Origin of the sequence: Pseudomonas sp. ADAK13 (genome assembly GCF_012935715.1) — a bacterium.
GTDB lineage: Bacteria > Pseudomonadota > Gammaproteobacteria > Pseudomonadales > Pseudomonadaceae > Aquipseudomonas.
In genome coordinates, this window is record NZ_CP052860.1 from 2,263,068 (window position 1) to 2,283,319 (window position 20,252).

18 protein-coding genes are annotated in these 20,252 nt (G+C 54.4%); 16 read left to right on the top strand and 2 right to left on the bottom strand.

Annotation, left to right across the window (positions count from 1 at the left end; all coding sequences use genetic code 11):
• Positions 1-50 precede the first annotated feature (50 nt).
• From HKK54_RS10565 to HKK54_RS10625, 13 genes are all read left to right on the top strand, one after another.
• Positions 51-458 (top strand): F0F1 ATP synthase subunit I, encoded by a 408-nt coding sequence (locus HKK54_RS10565; protein ID WP_003213556.1) that lies wholly within the window; start codon positions 51-53, stop codon positions 456-458.
• A 16-nt stretch (positions 459-474) separates the two neighbouring features.
• Positions 475-1,344, top strand: a complete 870-nt coding sequence (gene atpB / locus HKK54_RS10570; protein ID WP_010168470.1) for a F0F1 ATP synthase subunit A — start codon at positions 475-477, stop codon at positions 1,342-1,344.
• Between the two features lie 133 nt (positions 1,345-1,477).
• On the top strand, positions 1,478-1,735 hold the full coding sequence (gene atpE, locus HKK54_RS10575; RefSeq protein ID WP_002555987.1) for a F0F1 ATP synthase subunit C: 258 nt from the start codon (positions 1,478-1,480) through the stop codon (positions 1,733-1,735).
• 56 nt (positions 1,736-1,791) lie between these two features.
• Positions 1,792-2,262 (top strand): F0F1 ATP synthase subunit B, encoded by a 471-nt coding sequence (locus tag HKK54_RS10580; RefSeq protein WP_008439543.1) that lies wholly within the window; start codon positions 1,792-1,794, stop codon positions 2,260-2,262.
• A 12-nt stretch (positions 2,263-2,274) separates the two neighbouring features.
• Positions 2,275-2,811 (top strand): F0F1 ATP synthase subunit delta, encoded by a 537-nt coding sequence (locus HKK54_RS10585; protein ID WP_003213551.1) that lies wholly within the window; start codon positions 2,275-2,277, stop codon positions 2,809-2,811.
• A gap of 21 nt (positions 2,812-2,832) precedes the next feature.
• A complete protein-coding gene (gene atpA, locus HKK54_RS10590; RefSeq protein WP_003213549.1) occupies positions 2,833-4,377 on the top strand; it encodes a F0F1 ATP synthase subunit alpha in 1,545 nt (514 codons plus the stop codon).
• 50 nt (positions 4,378-4,427) lie between these two features.
• Positions 4,428-5,288, top strand: coding sequence for a F0F1 ATP synthase subunit gamma (atpG, locus tag HKK54_RS10595; protein WP_169386753.1), 861 nt, complete (start codon positions 4,428-4,430; stop codon positions 5,286-5,288).
• A 27-nt stretch (positions 5,289-5,315) separates the two neighbouring features.
• Positions 5,316-6,695 carry a F0F1 ATP synthase subunit beta gene (atpD, locus tag HKK54_RS10600; RefSeq protein ID WP_003213545.1) on the top strand — a complete coding sequence of 460 codons (1,380 nt, stop codon included), beginning with the start codon at positions 5,316-5,318 and terminating at the stop codon, positions 6,693-6,695.
• Positions 6,696-6,739: 44 nt separating this feature from the next.
• Positions 6,740-7,165, top strand: a complete 426-nt coding sequence (locus HKK54_RS10605) for a F0F1 ATP synthase subunit epsilon (protein ID WP_008439541.1) — start codon at positions 6,740-6,742, stop codon at positions 7,163-7,165.
• A gap of 115 nt (positions 7,166-7,280) precedes the next feature.
• Positions 7,281-8,648 (top strand): bifunctional UDP-N-acetylglucosamine diphosphorylase/glucosamine-1-phosphate N-acetyltransferase GlmU, encoded by a 1,368-nt coding sequence (gene glmU / locus HKK54_RS10610; protein WP_169386754.1) that lies wholly within the window; start codon positions 7,281-7,283, stop codon positions 8,646-8,648.
• Positions 8,649-8,786: 138 nt separating this feature from the next.
• Positions 8,787-9,554, top strand: coding sequence for a DeoR/GlpR family DNA-binding transcription regulator (locus HKK54_RS10615; RefSeq protein ID WP_010168447.1), 768 nt, complete (start codon positions 8,787-8,789; stop codon positions 9,552-9,554).
• Between the two features lie 10 nt (positions 9,555-9,564).
• Positions 9,565-11,397 (top strand): glutamine--fructose-6-phosphate transaminase (isomerizing), encoded by a 1,833-nt coding sequence (glmS, locus tag HKK54_RS10620; RefSeq protein ID WP_010168445.1) that lies wholly within the window; start codon positions 9,565-9,567, stop codon positions 11,395-11,397.
• Positions 11,398-11,638: 241 nt separating this feature from the next.
• On the top strand, positions 11,639-12,682 hold the full coding sequence (locus HKK54_RS10625; protein ID WP_169386755.1) for a hypothetical protein: 1,044 nt from the start codon (positions 11,639-11,641) through the stop codon (positions 12,680-12,682).
• A 118-nt stretch (positions 12,683-12,800) separates the two neighbouring features.
• Here HKK54_RS10625 and HKK54_RS10630 read toward each other — a convergent pair whose 3' ends face one another.
• Both HKK54_RS10630 and HKK54_RS10635 read right to left on the bottom strand, forming a co-directional pair.
• Positions 12,801-13,412, bottom strand: a complete 612-nt coding sequence (locus tag HKK54_RS10630; RefSeq protein WP_169386756.1) for an HAD family hydrolase — start codon at positions 13,410-13,412, stop codon at positions 12,801-12,803.
• Positions 13,413-13,654: 242 nt separating this feature from the next.
• Positions 13,655-15,235 (bottom strand): TnsD family Tn7-like transposition protein, encoded by a 1,581-nt coding sequence (locus HKK54_RS10635; RefSeq protein ID WP_169386757.1) that lies wholly within the window; start codon positions 15,233-15,235, stop codon positions 13,655-13,657.
• Between the two features lie 709 nt (positions 15,236-15,944).
• On the opposite strand from HKK54_RS10635, the gene HKK54_RS10640 reads away from it, so the two are divergent.
• From HKK54_RS10640 to HKK54_RS10650, 3 genes are read left to right on the top strand one after another with little or no spacing between them, the layout of a single operon-like run.
• The gene (locus HKK54_RS10640) at positions 15,945-16,907 is read left to right on the top strand and encodes a hypothetical protein (protein WP_237151052.1); all 963 of its coding nucleotides are present in this window, start codon (positions 15,945-15,947) and stop codon (positions 16,905-16,907) included.
• Positions 16,904-18,916: a transposase gene (locus HKK54_RS33560; RefSeq protein WP_237151053.1), complete on the top strand. Its 2,013-nt coding sequence runs from the start codon at positions 16,904-16,906 to the stop codon at positions 18,914-18,916. The genes HKK54_RS10640 and HKK54_RS33560 overlap by 4 nt, the downstream gene beginning before the upstream one ends.
• Positions 18,913-20,250: an AAA family ATPase gene (locus HKK54_RS10650; protein ID WP_169386758.1), complete on the top strand. Its 1,338-nt coding sequence runs from the start codon at positions 18,913-18,915 to the stop codon at positions 20,248-20,250. Before HKK54_RS33560 ends, HKK54_RS10650 begins: the two co-directional genes overlap by 4 nt.
• Positions 20,251-20,252 lie beyond the last annotated feature (2 nt).

The following is a 20,252-nucleotide window of genomic DNA, read 5'->3' on the forward strand; positions in this document are numbered from 1 at the left end:
TTATGCCAAGTTATTGATTTCCGGCAGCCGACCATTGAGGAGCAAGAGTGATGGAAACCCGCACGCCAAACACGTTGCCGTTCCATCGCTTGGCCGTTTTCCCGGTTTTAGTGGCTCAATTTGTCATTTTACTGATCGCCTCTTTGGCGCTCTGGTATTGGTATGGAGTCGTAGCCGGATACTCAGGACTCTGCGGAGGCCTGATAGCCTTGCTGCCCAATATGTATTTTGCTCACAGGGCCTTTCGGTTTTCCGGCGCCCGAGCAGCCCAGGCTATCGTCCGGTCTTTTTATGCCGGCGAGGCGGGGAAACTGATTTTGACGGCAGTGCTGTTTGCACTGACCTTTGCAGGTGTGAAGCCATTGGCGCCGCTGGCTGTATTCGGCGTCTTCGTGTTGACCCAACTGGTCAGCTGGTTCGCTCCCCTGCTAATGAAAACAAGACTTTCGAAACCTTAGGGCGTTTGAGGCAACCATGGCAGAAACAACCGCTTCGGGCTATATCCAGCACCACTTGCAGAACCTGACCTTCGGTCAGCTTCCCAACGGCGGCTGGGGCTTTGCCCACTCCGCAGCAGAAGCCAAAGAAATGGGCTTCTGGGCATTCCACCTGGATACACTGGGCTGGTCTGTCGCATTGGGTCTGATCTTCGTCCTGATTTTCCGCATGGCGGCGAAGAAGGCGACTTCCGGTCAGCCAGGTGCTTTGCAGAACTTCGTTGAAGTATTGGTCGAATTCGTCGATGGCAGCGTGCGGGACAGCTTCCATGGTCGTAGCGCGGTGATTGCACCGTTGGCACTGACCATCTTCGTCTGGGTCTTCCTGATGAACGCCGTCGACCTGATCCCGGTCGACTGGATTCCTCAGCTGGCCATCCTGATCTCCGGCGATCAGCACATTCCATTCCGTGCGGTTTCGACCACGGACCCTAACGCCACCCTGGGCATGGCCCTGTCGGTGTTTGCGTTGATCATTTTCTACAGCATCAAGATCAAGGGCATCGGCGGCTTCATCGGCGAACTGACCCTGCACCCGTTTGGCAGCAAGAACATCTTCGTTCAAGCCCTGCTGATCCCGGTGAACTTCCTGCTGGAATTCGTAACCCTGGTTGCCAAGCCGATTTCCCTGGCCTTGCGACTGTTCGGCAACATGTATGCCGGCGAGCTGGTGTTCATTCTGATCGCTGTGATGTTCGGCAGTGGTCTGCTCTGGCTTAGCGGCCTGGGCATTGTTCTGCAGTGGGCGTGGGCTGTGTTCCACATCCTGATCATCACCCTGCAGGCGTTTATCTTCATGATGCTGACCATCGTCTACCTGTCGATGGCGCACGAAGAGAACCATTAAGACCAGTCTCGACTAGTCTGATGTCCCTCCCGGTCAAACGGGAGGGTAGCCCTGAAGGGCTATGAAACGATTTGTTTTACCGCTTTAAAATCTAAAAAACCTAAACCATACGACGTAAAAGTCGGGAGGAAAGATGGAAACTGTAGTTGGTCTAACCGCTATCGCTGTTGCACTGTTGATCGGCCTGGGCGCCCTGGGTACTGCCATTGGTTTCGGCCTGCTGGGCGGCAAGTTCCTGGAAGGCGCAGCGCGTCAGCCAGAAATGGTTCCAATGCTGCAAGTTAAAATGTTCATCGTCGCCGGCCTGCTCGACGCCGTGACCATGATCGGTGTTGGTATCGCTCTGTTCTTCACCTTCGCGAACCCCTTCGTTGGTCAACTCGCCGGTTAATCACTCGTTTTTTCGAGTGATTGGTGTGTTGTGCAACGAACGAGCGAGGTATTGGCGTGAACATTAATGCAACCATTATTGGTCAGTCCTTAGCGTTCTTGATTTTTGTAGTTTTCTGCATGAAGTTCGTATGGCCTCCGGTCATCGCGGCTTTGCACGAACGTCAGAAGAAGATCGCAGACGGACTGGACGCTGCCGCACGAGCAGCTCGCGACCTGGAGTTGGCCCAAGATAAAGCGGGTCAGCAACTGCGCGAAGCGAAAGCTCAGGCAGCTGAAATCATTGAGCAAGCCAAGAAACGCGGTAACCAGATCGTTGAAGAGGCTGTTGAAAAAGCCCGTATCGACGCTGACCGTGTGAAGGTTCAGGCTCAAGCCGAGATCGAGCAGGAACTGAACGGTGTCAAAGATGCGCTGCGTGCCCAACTGGGTGCTCTGGCCGTCGGCGGTGCTGAGAAGATCCTGGGTGCCACAATCGATCAAAACGCGCACGCGGAGCTGGTAAACAAACTGGCTGCTGAAATTTAAGCGAGGGCGATCATGGCAGAATTGACCACGTTGGCCCGACCTTACGCTAAGGCAGCCTTCGAGCACGCCCAGGCCCACCAGCAGCTGGCCTCTTGGTCAGCCATGCTCGGCCTGGCTGCAGCAGTGTCGCAAGACGACACCATGCAGCGCGTGCTCAAGGCCCCGCGACTGACGAGCGCAGACAAGGCCGCCACGTTTATTGACGTGTGCGGCGACAAGTTTGATGTAAAAGTGCAGAACTTCATCCACGTCGTTGCCGAAAACGACCGTCTCCCGCTTCTGCCGGAGATCGCCGCTCTGTTTGACCTGTACAAGGCCGAACAAGAGAAATCGGTAGATGTTGAAGTGACCAGTGCTTTTGCATTGAACCAAGAACAGCAAGACAAACTCGCCAAGGTTCTCAGTGCACGACTCGACCGGGAAGTGCGCCTGCAAGTTGCGGAGGATGCCACCCTGATTGGTGGTGTCATCATTCGCGCCGGCGACCTGGTTATCGATGGCTCGATTCGCGGCAAACTCGCGAATCTTGCCGAAGCATTGAAATCTTGAGTTTGAAGGGGCAGCAGAGCAATGCAGCAACTCAATCCTTCCGAAATAAGTGAAATTATCAAGGGCCGCATCGACAAGCTCGATGTGACCTCCCAAGCCCGTAACGAAGGCACTGTCGTCAGCGTATCTGACGGCATCGTGCGGATTCACGGTCTGGCCGACGTAATGTACGGCGAGATGATCGAGTTTCCGGGCGGCGTCTACGGTATGGCCCTCAACCTGGAGCAAGACTCTGTAGGTGCCGTTGTATTGGGCTCCTACCAGACTCTGGCTGAAGGCATGAGCGCCAAGTGCACAGGCCGCATCCTGGAAGTTCCGGTGGGTAAGGAACTGCTGGGTCGCGTTGTCGACGCACTGGGTAACCCAGTTGACGGCAAAGGTCCGCTGAACAACACCGAGACCGATGCGGTCGAGAAAGTTGCTCCAGGCGTGATCTGGCGTAAGTCGGTAGACCAGCCTGTACAGACTGGCTACAAGGCTGTCGATGCCATGATTCCTGTCGGCCGTGGCCAGCGTGAGCTGATCATCGGTGACCGTCAGATCGGTAAAACCGCTCTGGCGATCGACGCGATCATCAACCAGAAAGACAGCGGGATTTTCTGCGTCTACGTAGCCATCGGTCAGAAACAATCGACCATCGCCAACGTGGTTCGCAAGCTGGAAGAAAACGGCGCCCTGGCTAACACCATCGTCGTGGCCGCCAGTGCTTCCGAATCCGCTGCACTTCAGTTCCTGGCACCGTACTCCGGTTGCACCATGGGCGAATACTTCCGCGACCGCGGTGAAGACGCGCTGATCGTTTATGACGATCTGTCCAAGCAAGCAGTGGCTTACCGCCAGATTTCCCTGCTGCTGCGCCGTCCACCAGGCCGTGAAGCTTACCCAGGCGACGTGTTCTATCTCCACTCCCGTCTGCTGGAGCGCGCATCCCGCGTTTCGGAAGAATACGTAGAGAAGTTCACCAACGGCGCAGTGACCGGCAAAACCGGTTCCCTGACCGCATTGCCGATCATCGAAACCCAGGCTGGCGACGTTTCCGCGTTCGTTCCGACCAACGTGATTTCCATCACCGACGGTCAGATCTTCCTGGAATCGGCCATGTTCAACTCCGGGATCCGTCCTGCAGTGAACGCCGGTGTTTCGGTATCCCGTGTGGGTGGTGCCGCTCAGACCAAGATCATCAAGAAGCTCTCCGGTGGTATCCGTACCGCTCTGGCTCAGTACCGTGAACTGGCGGCATTCGCCCAGTTCGCTTCTGACCTGGACGAAGCGACCCGTAAGCAACTTGAGCATGGTCAGCGCGTTACCGAGCTGATGAAGCAGAAGCAATACGCACCAATGTCGATCGCTGACATGGCGCTGTCGCTGTATGCCGCTGAGCGTGGGTTCCTGACCGACGTTGAAATCACCAAGGTCGGCAGCTTCGAACAAGCGCTGATTGCTTACTTCAACCGCGATCACGCCGAATTGATGGCGAAGATCAACGTGAAGGGTGACTTCAATGACGACATCGACGCTGGCATCAAAGCCGGTATCGAGAAGTTCAAGGCCACCCAAACCTGGTAAGCCGCAGCGGGGGCCGCGAGGCTCCCGCTTGCTAACCTGATAGGTGTTACATGGCAGGCGCAAAAGAGATTCGCAGTAAGATTGCGAGCATCAAAAGCACGCAAAAGATCACCAGCGCCATGGAAAAAGTGGCGGTCAGCAAAATGCGCAAGGCACAAATGCGCATGGCTGCTAGCCGTCCCTACGCGGAGCGTATCCGCCAGGTTATTGGTCATCTGGCCAACGCCAACCCGGAATATCGCCACCCGTTCATGATCGATCGCGAAGTAAAGCGCGTCGGTTATGTCGTGGTGAGCAGTGACCGTGGTTTGTGCGGTGGTTTGAATACCAACCTGTTCAAGGCCCTGGTCAAGGACATGGCGGTAAACCGCGAAAAAGGCGTCGAGATCGATCTGTGTGTGGTCGGTAGCAAGGGTGCGGCCTTTTTCCGCAACTTCGGCGGTAACGTCGTTGCAGCTATCAGCCACCTGGGTGAAGAACCGTCGATCAATGATTTGATCGGCAGCGTCAAAGTGATGCTGGATGCATACCTGGAAGGCCGGATTGACCGCCTGTCCGTGGTATCCAACAAGTTCATCAACACCATGACGCAACAGCCTACCGTGGAGCAGTTGATTCCATTGGTGGCCACCCCGGAACAAGAACTCAAGCACCACTGGGACTACCTCTACGAACCAGACGCCAAAGAGCTGCTTGACGGCTTGATGGTGCGCTACGTGGAGTCGCAGGTGTACCAGGCGGTGGTCGAGAACAACGCGGCTGAACAAGCTGCGCGGATGATCGCGATGAAGAACGCTACCGACAACGCCGGTGATTTGATCAGCGATTTGCAGCTGATCTACAACAAGGCGCGTCAGGCTGCGATCACCCAAGAGATCTCGGAAATCGTCGGCGGCGCTGCCGCGGTTTAACGGTTCAAATATTCAGAGGATCCAGCTATGAGTAGCGGACGTATCGTTCAAATCATCGGCGCCGTTATCGACGTGGAATTCCCACGCGACAGCGTACCGAGCATCTACAACGCTTTGAAAGTCAAAAGCGATGCAGGCACCACCCTGGAAGTTCAGCAGCAGCTGGGCGACGGCGTGGTTCGTACCATTGCAATGGGTTCCACCGAAGGCTTGAAGCGCGGTCTGGAAGTCACTGACTCTGGCGCAGCCATCTCCGTACCCGTCGGTAAAGCGACCCTGGGCCGGATCATGGACGTCCTCGGTAACCCGATCGACGAAGCCGGTCCAATCGACACCGAAGAGCGCTGGGGCATTCACCGTCCTGCGCCTTCCTTCGCGGAACAAGCGGGCGGCAACGACCTGCTGGAAACCGGCATCAAGGTTATCGACCTGGTTTGCCCGTTCGCCAAGGGCGGTAAAGTCGGTCTGTTCGGTGGTGCCGGTGTAGGCAAAACCGTAAACATGATGGAACTGATCCGTAACATCGCCATCGAGCACAGCGGTTATTCCGTGTTCGCCGGTGTGGGTGAGCGTACTCGTGAGGGTAACGACTTCTACCACGAGATGAAGGATTCCAACGTTCTGGACAAAGTGGCACTGGTTTACGGTCAGATGAACGAGCCGCCGGGAAACCGTCTGCGCGTAGCACTGACCGGCCTGACCATGGCCGAGAAGTTCCGTGACGAAGGTAACGACGTTCTGCTGTTCGTCGACAACATCTATCGTTACACCCTGGCCGGTACTGAAGTATCCGCACTGCTGGGCCGTATGCCTTCCGCAGTAGGTTACCAGCCGACCCTGGCCGAAGAGATGGGTACTCTGCAAGAGCGTATCACTTCGACCAAAAACGGTTCGATCACCTCGATCCAAGCGGTATACGTACCTGCGGATGACTTGACTGACCCGTCGCCAGCGACCACGTTCGCCCACTTGGACGCCACCGTCGTACTGTCCCGTGACATCGCCTCCCTGGGTATCTACCCAGCGGTCGATCCACTGGACTCGACTTCGCGCCAGCTGGACCCGAACGTCATCGGCCAGGAACACTACGACACCGCTCGCGGCGTCCAGTACGTTCTGCAGCGTTACAAAGAACTGAAGGACATCATTGCGATCCTGGGTATGGACGAGCTGTCGGAAACCGACAAGCAGTTGGTATCCCGCGCTCGTAAGATCCAGCGCTTCTTGTCGCAGCCGTTCTTCGTGGCTGAAGTCTTCACCGGTGCCTCGGGTAAATACGTTTCCCTGAAAGACACCATTGCTGGCTTCAAAGGCATCCTCAACGGTGACTACGACCACCTGCCAGAACAAGCGTTCTACATGGTCGGCGGCATCGAAGAAGCGATCGAGAAAGCCAAGAAACTGTAATTCCGGCGCCCGGTAACGGGCGCTAATCAGGTTGAGGCAAGCAGATGGCTATGACATTCCATTGCGATATCGTCAGCGCGGAAGGGGAAATCTTCTCCGGTCAGATCGAGAGTGTGATTGCACACGGCGAACTGGGCGACCTGGGTATTAACTTTGGCCACGCGCCATTGATTACATCCTTGAAGCCTGGTCCGATCACTCTGACCAAGCTGGGCGGGGAAAGGGAGGTGTTTTACATCTCCGGTGGTTTCCTCGAGGTTCAGCCGAACATGGTCAAGGTACTTGCCGACACCGTGCAACGTGCTGCCGACCTGGATGAAGCCTCCGCTCAGGAAGCCGTCAAGGCTGCCGAGAAGGCCCTGAACGAAAAAGGCGCAGATTTCGACTACGGTTCTGCTGCTGCACGTCTGGCCGAGGCCGCAGCTCAGCTGCGCACCGTCCAGCAGATCCGCAAGAAGTTTGGCGGCTAAGCCGTCAAGCCTCATGCGTGATTGATTAAAAAGGGTAGCCTCGGCTACCCTTTTTCTTTTTTTGCAAAACACTTCTTTGGTCTGAAGTCTGACCGCCCAGGATTGGTAGCCATTCATGTCTCTCGAAATCGTAATTCTTGCCGCAGGCCAGGGCACCCGCATGCGTTCGGCCCTGCCCAAGGTGCTGCACCCGGTTGCCGGCAACTCCATGCTTGGCCATGTTATCCACAGCGCCCGGCAGCTTGATCCACAGCGCATTCATGTGGTGATCGGCCACGGTGCCGATGTGGTGCGTGAGCGGCTGGCAGCGGACGACTTGAATTTCGTATTGCAGGACAAGCAATTGGGTACCGGCCACGCCACCGCGCAAGCCGTGCCGTTCATCCAGGCCGATACCGTGCTGATCCTCTACGGTGACGTGCCGCTGATCGAAGTGGAAACCTTGCAGCGCCTGCTCAAACACGTCGTGCCTGGCCAGATGGGCCTGCTCACTGTTGAGCTGGACGACCCGACCGGCTACGGCCGCATCGTGCGCAACGCTGACGGAAAGGTTGCCGCCATCGTCGAGCATAAAGACGCCAGCGAAGCCCAGCGTGCCATCACCGAAGGCAACACCGGGATCCTCGCGGTGCCGGCCGATCGCCTGGCGGACTGGATGAGCCGCCTGTCCAACAACAACGCCCAGGGCGAGTACTACCTGACCGACGTCATCGAGATGGCCGTCAGCGATGGCCTGGTGGTCGCCACCGAGCAGCCCCACGACCCGATGGAAGTGCAGGGCGCCAACGACCGCAAGCAACTGGCCGAGCTGGAGCGCCACTATCAATTGCGTGAAGGCCGCCGCCTGATGGCGTTGGGCGTGACGCTACGTGATCCGGCACGTTTCGACGTGCGGGGTGATGTCACGGTGGGCCGCGACGTGCTGATCGATATCAACGTGATTCTCGAAGGCCGTGTGGTCATTGAAGATGGCGTGGTCATCGGCCCGAACTGCGTGATCAAGGACAGCACCCTGCGCCAAGGCGTGGTGATCAAGGCCAACAGCCATATCGACGGCGCCGTGATGGGCGAGGGCAGTGACGCGGGTCCATTCGCGCGTCTGCGTCCGGGCAGCGTGCTGGGGGCCAGGGCCCATGTGGGTAACTTTGTAGAACTGAAAAACGCACAGATGGGCGATGACGCCAAGGCCGGGCACCTGGCCTACCTCGGTGATGCGGTGATTGGGGCGCGCACCAATATCGGCGCCGGCGCTATTACCTGTAACTACGATGGCGCCAACAAGTACCAGACGACCATTGGCGAAGACGTGTTTATTGGCTCCAACAACTCGTTGATTGCACCCGTCACCATTGGTGATGGTTCAAACACTGCGGCAGGCTCAACCATCAACCAGGATGTGGATAAGTCCCAACTGGCGGTTGCCCGCGCCCGCCAGCGCAACATCGACGGCTGGAAGCGCCCGGTCAAAATCAAAAAGACCTGAGTTATCCACAACCTCAATAAACCTGTTGGTGCCATCCATGCGGCCCCAACAGGTTTTTTTACGTCCCCCGCTTGACGATCCTCAGCCAATAGGTTTTGATTGCCTTCGTTATCTTTCGAAACGAAACTTATCTTCACCATGTCGAAACGAAATACACCCCAACGTCGCCACAACATCCTTGCCATGCTCACCGAGCAAGGTGAAGTCAGCGTGGACGAATTGGCGAAGCGTTTCGAAACCTCGGAAGTGACCATCCGCAAGGACTTGGCGGCCCTCGAAAGTAACGGCCTGTTGCTGCGTCGCTACGGCGGCGCTATCACCATGCCCCAGGAACTGGTCGGCGACCCGGCCCAGCCCATTTCGGTCTACAAGCGCGCCATCGCCCGTGCTGCCGTCCGGCGTTTGCGTGAACACGCACGCATCATCATCGACAGCGGCAGTACCACCGCCGCCATGATCCCCGAACTGGGCCATCAGCCCGGCCTGGTGGTGATGACCAACTCCCTGCACGTGGCCAGCGCGTTGAGTGAACTGGAACACGAGCCGGTACTGTTGATGACTGGCGGCACCTGGGACCCGCATTCGGACTCGTTCCAAGGCCAGGTCGCCGAGCAGGTGCTGCGTTCCTACGATTTCGACCAGTTGTTCATTGGCGCCGATGGCATCGACCTGGAGCGCGGTACCACCACCTTCAACGAATTGCTGGGGCTGAGCCGCGTCATGGCCGAGGTCGCCCGCGAAGTGGTGGTGATGGTCGAGTCCGACAAGATTGGCCGCAAGATCCCCAACCTGGAACTGCCCTGGAGCAGCGTCCATACCCTTATTACCGATGATCGCCTGCCGTTTGAGGCCCGCGACCAGATTCAAGCCCGCGGCATCACGCTGATTTGCGCGGCAGTCATCTAGGAGAGAAACCATGTGTGGAATTGTTGGCGCAGTCGCTGAACGAAACGTCACCGCCATTTTGCTCGAAGGCCTCAAACGCCTGGAATACCGTGGCTACGACAGCGCCGGTGTGGCGCTCTTTACCAACGCCGGCAAGCTTGAGCGCATGCGTCGCCCGGGCAAGGTCAGCGAACTCGAACAAGCGTTGGCTGGTGAGCCGCTGGTAGGCCGCCTGGGTATCGCCCACACCCGTTGGGCCACCCACGGCGCACCGTGCGAGCGCAACGCTCACCCACACTTCTCCGGTGACCTGGCTGTTGTCCACAACGGCATTATCGAAAACCACGAAGTGCTGCGTGAGCAGCTGAAAGGCCAGGGGTATGTCTTCACCTCGGACACCGACACCGAAGTCATCGCCCACCTGCTGAACCACAAGCTCAAGGACCTCGGCGACCTGACCAACGCCCTCAAGGCCACCGTCAAGGAACTGCATGGCGCCTATGGCCTGGCCGTGATCAGCGCGAGCCAACCTGACCGCCTGGTCGCCGCCCGCAGTGGCAGCCCATTGGTGATCGGCCTGGGCCTGGGCGAGAACTTCCTGGCCTCCGACCAACTGGCCCTGCGCCAGGTCACCGACCGCTTCATGTACCTGGAGGAAGGCGACATCGCCGAGATCCGCCGCGAAAGCGTGTCGATCTGGGACGTCAACGGCCAGTCCGTTGAACGTGAAGCCGTGCAGTACCGCGACGGTGCCGAAGCCGCCGACAAGGGCGAATTCCGCCACTTCATGCTCAAGGAAATCCACGAGCAACCGTCTGTCGTGCAACGTACCCTGGAAGGTCGCCTGAGCCAGAACCAGGTGTTGGTACAAGCCTTCGGCCCGCAAGCCGCCGAGCTGTTCGCCAAAGTGCGCAACGTGCAAATCGTCGCCTGCGGCACCAGCTACCACGCGGGCATGGTCGCCCGTTACTGGCTCGAAGAACTGGCCGGCATCCCGTGCCAGGTCGAAGTCGCCAGCGAATTCCGCTACCGCAAGGTGGTGGTGCAGCCCGACACCCTGTTCGTGACCATCTCCCAGTCCGGCGAAACCGCCGACACCCTGGCCGCCCTGCGCAATGCCAAGGAACTGGGCTTCCTCGGCAGCCTGGCGATCTGCAACGTCGGCATCAGCTCCCTGGTGCGCGAGTCCGACCTGACTCTGCTGACTCAGGCCGGCCGCGAAATCGGCGTGGCCTCCACTAAAGCCTTCACCACCCAGTTGGTGGGCCTGTTGCTGCTGACCCTGTCCCTGGGCCAGGTGCGCGGCACGCTGGAAGACGGCGTCGAAGCCAAGCTGGTGGAAGAACTGCGCCGCCTGCCGGCCCGCCTGGGCGAAGCGCTGGCCATGGACAGCACCGTGGAAAAAGTCGCCGAGTTGTTCGCCGACAAACACCACACCCTGTTCCTCGGCCGTGGCGCGCAATACCCGGTGGCGATGGAAGGATCCCTCAAGCTCAAGGAAATCTCCTACATTCACGCCGAAGCCTACCCGGCCGGTGAGCTCAAGCACGGCCCGTTGGCCCTGGTGGATGACGACATGCCAGTGGTGACCGTCGCGCCGAACAACGAACTGCTGGAGAAGCTCAAGTCCAACCTGCAGGAAGTGCGCGCCCGTGGCGGCCAACTGATCGTGTTCGCGGATGAGAAGGCCGGCATGACCAATGGCGAAGGCACCCACGTCATCAACATGCCGCACATCCACGACACCCTGTCGCCGATCCTCTACACCATCCCGTTGCAACTGCTGTCGTACTACGTCGCCGTGCTCAAGGGCACTGACGTGGACCAGCCGCGCAACCTGGCGAAGTCGGTGACGGTGGAGTAAGCCTCACCCGTACCAGCAAAACCTGGATTTAGAGAATTAAAACTGTCGCTAGCTAATTAAAACTGTCGCAGCACAGGGGAGCGCTCGCTGGCTCTCTTGATGTCGCGACAGGCTTCTCCCGCCCGGTTCCTAAATTGGCACCAATGCACCGGCGTTTCCGATGCTCTTGCAAATACGACCTGATGAGTCACTTACTTCCTTTGTAATGCGAAACCTCCTTATAAACAGGTATGCATCCGATATGGAGGTCTTTATAGAGCTGGCAAAGCGTGCCTCATTCGGTAGAGCCGAGGTAAAGAAATTAGCGTCGGCTATAGGATGGCAGGGGTGTTATGGATTCAATCGCCTAATTCATTACCACACAGATGTGGCAAAGCTGTTTGTAATTAAGAACTCTCAAGATGTTTCCTATTCTGGAAAGCACTATGCTACTGAGGAAGTTCGCTATAGCGACTGGGATGCTTCTTATTGCCCTGACTGTGTAAGAGAAGATCTTGAGAGCTTCGGTTTTTCGTATTGGAAACGCTTCTGCAACCGGTACGTGAATGTCTGCTACAAGCACAACGTAGTCCTTCTTAACCACTGCCAATTTTGCGGAAAACCGTTTTCACGCAAAGGCCATACATTGGATGTAATGTGGCGGAATTGTGATGGCAAACATCTTGCTGAGGCACCGTCCCTGCGTAACGACAATTTATCGGAACTCAAGCGTGCCATTACCATCCATGGACTTTGTTCGTCTTCACATCACATCTGTGATGAGGTGGCGCTCCGCGTCTTGCAGGAAAAGGCCGGGTCTCTAATTTCGACCGTGCCTAAAGCTCGCGCTGTGGAAATGGAGTCTGACCTCCAAAGGATTGATAGCTACTTAAAAATGTTGGCTGAATCGCGTTCGAACAACAAAGCGAATTGTATAGGCTACTTAAACCTTTGGATCATTGATGCTATTGCAACTTTCTATGAGCGGTTTGATGATTTTTTGACAGACCTGAGATCGAGGCAGGCTGATACCCGACCTATAGACTCGCTATGGGGAACTTATCAGTCAGGCGGGATAGAGTCCGCTCACTATGTTGAAGAAGATTACGTCTCCGGGATAGGTCGTTGGTTCTGCCCTTATCCAAGCTCGCTATCTGAAAATGATCGCAGTGGCGACGGGTATTACAGACGGCGGCCCAAGCAATATCCTTGTTGTAATTTTCCTCACCCTAAAGTTAAGGGGCAAAAATTAAAGATGGAAAGGCTGAGCGAGATTTTACCAGGCATCCCCCAAATAAAGCCCTAAACCTCTGCGGATATCGGATGAATGCTTTAAGTGGGCCAAGCGGCCGCTCAATCTATAATAGGAAATCCGGTAACTCCGCTTCACGAAAGCTTCCATACGCGGCACTAATTGGCCAAGTTCAGCGGTTGCGCAAAATGGCCTCAGCGAATTGATGCAACGACGTAAATGTGCCACGGCCTTGCCGGTCGAGCCAAAAACCGTGCATACCAAATGCGATGGGTCCTTCGCAATCACATCGCTTTGAGTCACCGACCATCCAAGTGTGAAAGGGCGTTGCCGATACTAGTTGTGTGGCGTGGCGATAGATGTCGAAGGAGGGCTTGATGGCGCGTACAGCAAAGCTGTAGCTGTAACCGTCCAATCTTGGGTAGAGGTTTTCGATAGCTGCTGCATAGGGTTTAGCCAGATTGGAACACACCACCACTTTTACTCCAGCGTCTTGAAGTGCCTCTACCGCAACAACGCCGTCCGGATAGGCTCGAATATCTGCTAAATCATTGTGTAGATCGGACTCTAAACGTGACATCACGGATGGATCGACCAGGATGCCAAAAAAATCCGCAGCCTGGCGCAGGTCCATTGGTAAAGTAAGGAGCTGTTCAGCATCAGTAGGTTGGGGCCGACGTCCCTGTTCAATGCCGAGTTTGAGAATTTTTCGAAAGGGGTGACTGCCTTCGTTGATTTCTATCAGCGTACCGAACGCGTCAAAAATAGCTGCGGAAACAGGCATACAAACTCGCTCACGTTGGAGTAATGTGGTGTTTTTTACGCCCCACCGGATGGGTGTATTGGCGGCAGAGCAAGCTCCTTTGCCTAAGACTAGCTCATTGATACCTAGCGGCTGAACCGTATACGGCCCAATGGAGTCAAATTTCGAATTGCGGAAGCTCTCAACCGAGGAAGATGAGGTGAGCGCCCGGCTCAATATGATGTTTAGTCAGCTCCAAGAGATATGAATCCAGTAGTCCGAAGCTAAGTGAAACTCTGCCGCATTTCAGAGAGAAACTTTCTAGTTTTAGGGTAATGCGACCTCTTCTCAAGTGATGAAAATAAACTTGGCACCATCAGGTATAAGTCACTCTTGCGAAGTTTGGTAGGGTGCTCGATCAGCGTTAATTTAATTAGAGTGCGTAACTTTTCATCGCGGCTGTCCCAGTCCATGCAAACATGATTACCGCGTCTGCCACTCGGTAGATTACTGGTTCGATTAGATAACCAAGAACGATCGTTTCGATAAAGCCAAGCGTAGACATTAGGATTCAACTTTTTAATATCATTCGTGCTGAGGTTGGGGTTTAGACTGACACTGGTGTCCCATCTGTTTCGTTGTTGCTCTTGCTTTCTAAGATAAATTATCTTGTTGAATTCTTTTTCAACTAAAGGGTTAAAGCGCAGCACCCGATTCACTGTACTTATTGATAGTTCAAATCTTGAACAGATTTCTTTTTTGGATGTACCTACCATCAATGACTTTATAATTTTATCTTTCAGTTCCTTGATTAGCTTTTTTGGTTTTGGAATGCATGCTTCTAGTTCTAATTTTGGTAGCGGGCACTCATTAGGTTGAATTTGACTAATCAGTTTAGCATTCCTTGATACTGATATTTCCTGCTGTGCGGCGAGCTGTTGGTACGAGCCCACGAACAAATCGAAGCGTCCGAATAGAAACATTATGAGAGTCAAATGCTTCAGCGGATGGCAATAACTACGCGGCTTGCGAGTCATTTGAGTCATGAAACGTATTGCACAATACGCGTCGCAGGGTAATGCAGAAAAAGGCGGATAAGGTTGAAGAATAGAGCAATATTCCGCAAAGCGCTCTGCAGTCGCCTCTCGCGCATGAGGGGAAATTCCCTGAAGATTGATCGCGGCCTTGTAGACTTGAACGACCATGCTGGGCTCAAAACGACAAGAGCTACCCCATTTACCGAGCGCTACCACTGCGATAGACATAGCCTGCAGCGTTTTGAGGGTTGAAGCACTAGGTGTACGTGAACCAATCGTAATAAGGGCCGCCTCATCTGGAAGAACCCACTGAAAGCGTCTCGACCATTGTCTATTTTCCGTGGATTCCATAAGTAAGCAATTATGAAGTGGGCATATCGATACGCCTGGAAACTGGTGAGATAGATGCCAATAAGCTACTCCATGAAGCGCACGATCAGCAGTCATACATTGAGTACAAGCCTTTAAAGGGTGTTCTCCTCCAAACCTGCCGGTGACAAGTCCTAGTCTGTATTTAAAAGAACCCAGCGTGGGCCTGTTCATGGCTTGCTCAAGAGCACCTACATGTTCAGGTGATTGGAAAGGGAAGAATATAGGGGAAATCGTATGCTTACGAATTATTTCCTCTGAGCTACCCCATGTTAATTTTGCATCTTCATTCAGCAGTTCGAGGCTTCGGGGGAAGTCGTGTGAGAACGACGTAGTTTCGCTTCCAAAGAGATAGCTTAGTGTTTCCGCAGATGAATGGTTGGCGCAAAGAAGATGTTGCCGACTACATAGGCTAAAAAAGCACTCGTCCTCTAACCAATGCAGATACGCAGTTCGCATTTTGATGGCGCGCCCTTATCTCGTAGCTCAAAGGAGTCACCATAATTCCACGTTGTAAAATTGTGAAATCTCTTTAAGTTATTAATTAGCTAGTTATTATTTTGTTTTGTTCAAAGCCTTCAGAGTCGAGGCGTCGTACCGCCAGCCAAAGTTCAAAACGGAAAATAATCCGTCCATGGACCGGAATCTTGTGTACGCCTAGGTAGGTGCAGACTGATGCCGCTTTTATCAACGACTCAGATCATGCTTGGTTGGTGCGCAAACTTGTTGTCAGTTAGGAATTACCGGCTGTAACATATTCTGCTTAATCGAAATGCTAGCGAAGGAAACACTATGCTCGTAACGCCTGAAATAGGCTTCGTCATGGTGGGCGGTTCACAATCGGCGATGACGCCTAAGGTATGCCCTATTCGAAAAATCAGATGACAGCTCGTTAAACGTGAGCGCTGTATGTCAGATAGACAGAGGCCCAAGTGCGACCTTGGGCCTCTGTGGATAAGTCAGATTTCGATCCCTGACTCATCCATTTTCTATCCCTAACATGTGAGACGTCAAGTCTCGCACGGCTTCGCTCATCCACAAGACGCTGCGCGTTATCCACAACCGGACGCGCGGTTACCTGCCCGCAGGATAAGGGTTTCGCCGGAGCGTATGCTGTTATCCCCAGCAAATGTAGCTCGCGCGATCCTGATGAGATTGGAATATTCGGATGAAACCGCAAGACAGATTTGCCCTCATTATGAGTCGCCAAAGCCGGTTCGAATGGGGCGGTGAATACATACCGTCCACGCTGGCTGTTCCCCGCGAGGCGCCAAAGGGATCCCGAATCAGTAGGCTGCGCAGTCGAAAGCTGAAACGCACACTTCATCTACTTTCTGGACCCGAGAAGGTATTTACGCAATTAGCCCTTTATCACCCTGATCTGTTTGAGCTCCACGAGCAGAAAATGCTCTGGCCAGTTAATTCAGGCCATCCACTTCGAGGACATCCCCTGACGAAAGGGACCTTCCCGCCCCCTCTGCGCGGCACTGTTGATGTCGCGAGGGAGATTGGTTTTAAGCATTTTGAAATCGTAGTGGAGGATGCGAGCGGGAACAGGCACAAAATGCCATTCCCCTACCAAGGGGACCTGCTGCTGTACCTTTTCAACAGTCGAGGGGAACCCTTCGCCGTAAACTGGACTGTCAAAGACCAGGCTCTAGCTTTTCGTGAACGCCGAAGCATGGCGCCCAAGACACCTGTCCAGCAGAGGAAAGACCGTGAGCATGCAGAACTAAGGGGCGAGTTAGAGCGGCGCTACTATGCAAGCGCCGGAATCCGAACCGTTGAAGTTTCTCGCGATCTTGTATCACCTACGATCCAAGCGAATCTGGATCTCTTGTTTGGCATGCACGATCTTGATTTCTCGCTTGGGGCAGCTCTGCTGGAAGACTTCAGTGGTGCAGTGACTGATGCCATAAAAATTGGAAAACCAGTCGCTTATGTGGCGATTGAACATAGCGCTAGATGGGGCTTCCGCGATCAGTTCATTGCCAAGATTTACCAGGATATTTGGGATAGAAAGCTCCTCGTCGACTTCAACGAACCTATCCTGATCGATCGCCCGCTCATCACGGGTGGCTGCGATCTACTTCAGGCTTTTGGCTCGTTTTTCGAAGAGGCGGCGCCATGAGAGCAGGTTCACGGATCATCGCCCCAGAGGGGTTTCTCAGTCTCGTACAGGGCATTATCTACCACTTCCTCGTGAGCGATGGTCGGCGAAACCGGGTTCGTCTGGTCGAGTTCAAGGACGATGGGAAAAGAATCAGTACTCATCTGATTCAGCTGAGCCAGATTGACTTTGAGGACGCGGTTGAGAATGGATGGTTGGCGGAGGATGGCTTGGCCGATTCAACCCCCCCTTGGCTGATACCCATCGAAGGTGTGGCCATCGAGCATCTGGAAAGCCGTCGGGCCTCATCGAAACAGAGTTACGAGCAGAAGGTGAATAAGCGTTTTGCTGCAATCTCGAGCCTGGTCGCTCGCCGAGATGAAATTTTTGCGAGCGCTGATCCTGACGCTCTCATCAACGCTCACGCTAAAGCGCTGCGCCCCTATCAGAACGCTGCAAGGATGAGGCTTTGGTTCTATTCCTATGTAGTGTTTGGCCAGACCAAATGGTCCCTGTTGCCACCTTTTCACCGAATCGGGGCATGGAGTCGAGAAGGACCTGGTCGAACGAAGAAGCTTGGTCGCCCCTCTCGCAAGGGGAAAAGACATGGCTATCGTTGTGATGCAGCCATGCAGCAACTGATATTGGAAGGCTTTCTCACTTATAAGTCTCCCCACAAGACTCAAAACAAGATTTACAGCGAAGTCCTCACGAGAGTTTTTGGTTGTGTTTCAGCCAAACAGAGCAGTAAGACAGTGGAGTTTAGACATCCCCAAAGTAAGCCTTTCCCGTCCTTCCCCCAGTTTAAGTATTGGGTATCTAAAATGATTAGTCCGAAAGAGCTTCGTATCTCTTTAAAAGGAAAGCATGGCGCTCGTGCTCAATCAGGCTCCGAAGGAAGTTTTGCCGACAATCTCATCAATGTTAACCAACGCATTGAGTTTGATGGCTACTACATATCGGAGAAGCTTTCAGGTCTAACTGAAGGTAGTGCTGTAGATAGTTTCTGTGTTGTCCGAGCTGTCTGTGCGCTGTCAGGGATGGTGCTAGGGATTGGCTTTTCGGAAGGCAGCGAAAATATGGCTGCTTATCGCATGGCGATCTATTCCATGGCGTGCGACAAGGTCAAATACTGCGAGCAGTATGGTGTGGAGATCAGCGCGGAAGAATGGCCTAGTATTGGTCTGTCAGGTGGAATCGTACTGGATAGAGGCCCCGCAGCTGGCTACGAGGTAGAGCCAGAAATTCACTGGCTGAAGTCAGTAGAGCTGACACCTGTCTATTCTGGTCAATCCAAGGCCTCCGTAGAGTCGTCTCACCCGAGGGATAAGAAAATACTCGGACAGCCGACCTATTTTCATAGCAGGCTGGATTTTGTGCAGATGGCCAAGCGCGAGATTCTGCGCGTTCTGAAGGACAACCACACCTCTGACGCACGACTGCGTATGGACGAGGAAATGATTCTGGCTGGCATTAAGCCAACGCCCCATGACATCTACAGCTACTGGAGCGTGCGTGGTCGAGATTCCTCGATCGGCGTACCTTTCGATACCGCTGTAAAGGAGTTTCTTGATGTGCGACCAGCCGCGATAAGAAAAGATGGCGTCTATTTTTACGGACGTAAATATAGATCCCGTGCTCTGGAAGAGACGGGAGTTTTTGATTTGGTAGCTCGGCAAGGCGTCATCAACACTTCAGCATATGTATTAGTCATGTGTGTTCGCCACATCTGGATAGAAGTTAAAGGGATTTTGTATGAGTTAGATTTTATGAGATCGGTGCGTACGTCGCAGGGCACCATCGATATCTCACTTCGCCAACTGCAGGAAATTGACCATGTGCGACGAGATACTGATGCTGATCTTCGAGAAGAGAGGCCTGCTCATGATCAACATTTCGAAGACAGATTCAAACTGAATACAGGCGAGGATTGGGACGCAGGTGAGCGGAAAATAGGGCGGCCTTCCAAAGGCGGCGCTGCACTGCGTGACAGTGCCGATTACAACCGTTTCAGAGGTGCAACGAAATGAACAAAACCATCGAATCTCGTTTCGACGGTTATATGGACATTGAAAGCATCCGTAGACGAGTTGTCGTGCGACCCGAGCCCGTTTCAGATTTGGAGACGCTTCACCCTTCGATTGGCGCTCAACTCCTCGCTGAGAGGCTGATGGAGATATACATCCCCAGCGAATTATCTCTCAACTTTATTCATGAAATGATCGGTTTGGCTTATCTGCACAACCTCAAAGTTTTCAGCAGCGAGGCTGGGTACGCGGCCAGAATCTTCACACCTCCAGAGGTGGAGGTTTCACCAATCTGTCTTACCGGCCTGGCGGGCGTGGGTAAGAGCCAGACGATTGCTGCTCTATGGAGGGCTCTCCCTCCACCGATAGCACTCACTTGTGACCTGTACCAAGGAACCGTCGAGCTGATGTCACTGTGGTATGCGAGCGCTCGCGGCAAAGCTGGTGGTAAGCAGCTTCTCCTGGATTTCGTTCATGGCAGTGGTCACGACGGTCGTGGGGGCAATCTAAAGAAATTGCTCGTGGACTGCCGTCGGTTAGCCAACCGGGATGGCGTCACGCTGGTCGTTCTGGATGAAACCCAGCACATCAACACTGGTGAGGGCGCGTCTAAAGTGACCGACATCCTGCTGACGATGGCAGTCATCGGACCCCCTATGATCTTTGTGTCCAATTACAGCCTGGTGCACAAGTTACTCCGTCGTAACAGCGAGGATAAGCAGAGACTGCTTTCCGAGCCACGGATCATGCTGCCCGATGATCCCAAGAGCCAGGATTGGGCTGACTATGTTGACGAGTGCATGAGGGTTAGTGGGGGCCGTGTCAAAGTCGGCAATGATGAGTTTGGGGTGGAGCTTTACCGTTCCACCTTTGGTATCAAGCGACTCGTTGTACAGTTGCTAAAGCTTGCTTACATTGAATGTCGTGCCGCTGGCAGGCACCGGATTGAAGTCGATGACCTTCATACGGCCTACCGGTCCAGTGCGTATACCAGCAACGCGAGAGATGTCGAATACCTGCAGTTGGAGACGATCAGCAGAGGATCCAGCAAGCGCTTGGACCTGCGTTGCCCATTCGACTTACCCGTTGAGTACAAGTCGAACGTAGTGAGCTTCACACGGGCAGATCGCGACCAGCGTGTGCAGGCAAGGGTTTTTAATTCGTCGGCTACTGAGGCGGAGCGCTCGCTGCTAAAGCATATCGCCTTGCCAGAAGATAAAACCCCTGCCAAATCCACCCGACGCTTGCCTGTCCCAAAGGCGACCGACGAGGACTTAATGCGCTCCTTCCGTCAGTACATGGAGTCACCGTCATCCAGTCCCAAAAAGCCTAAATAGCT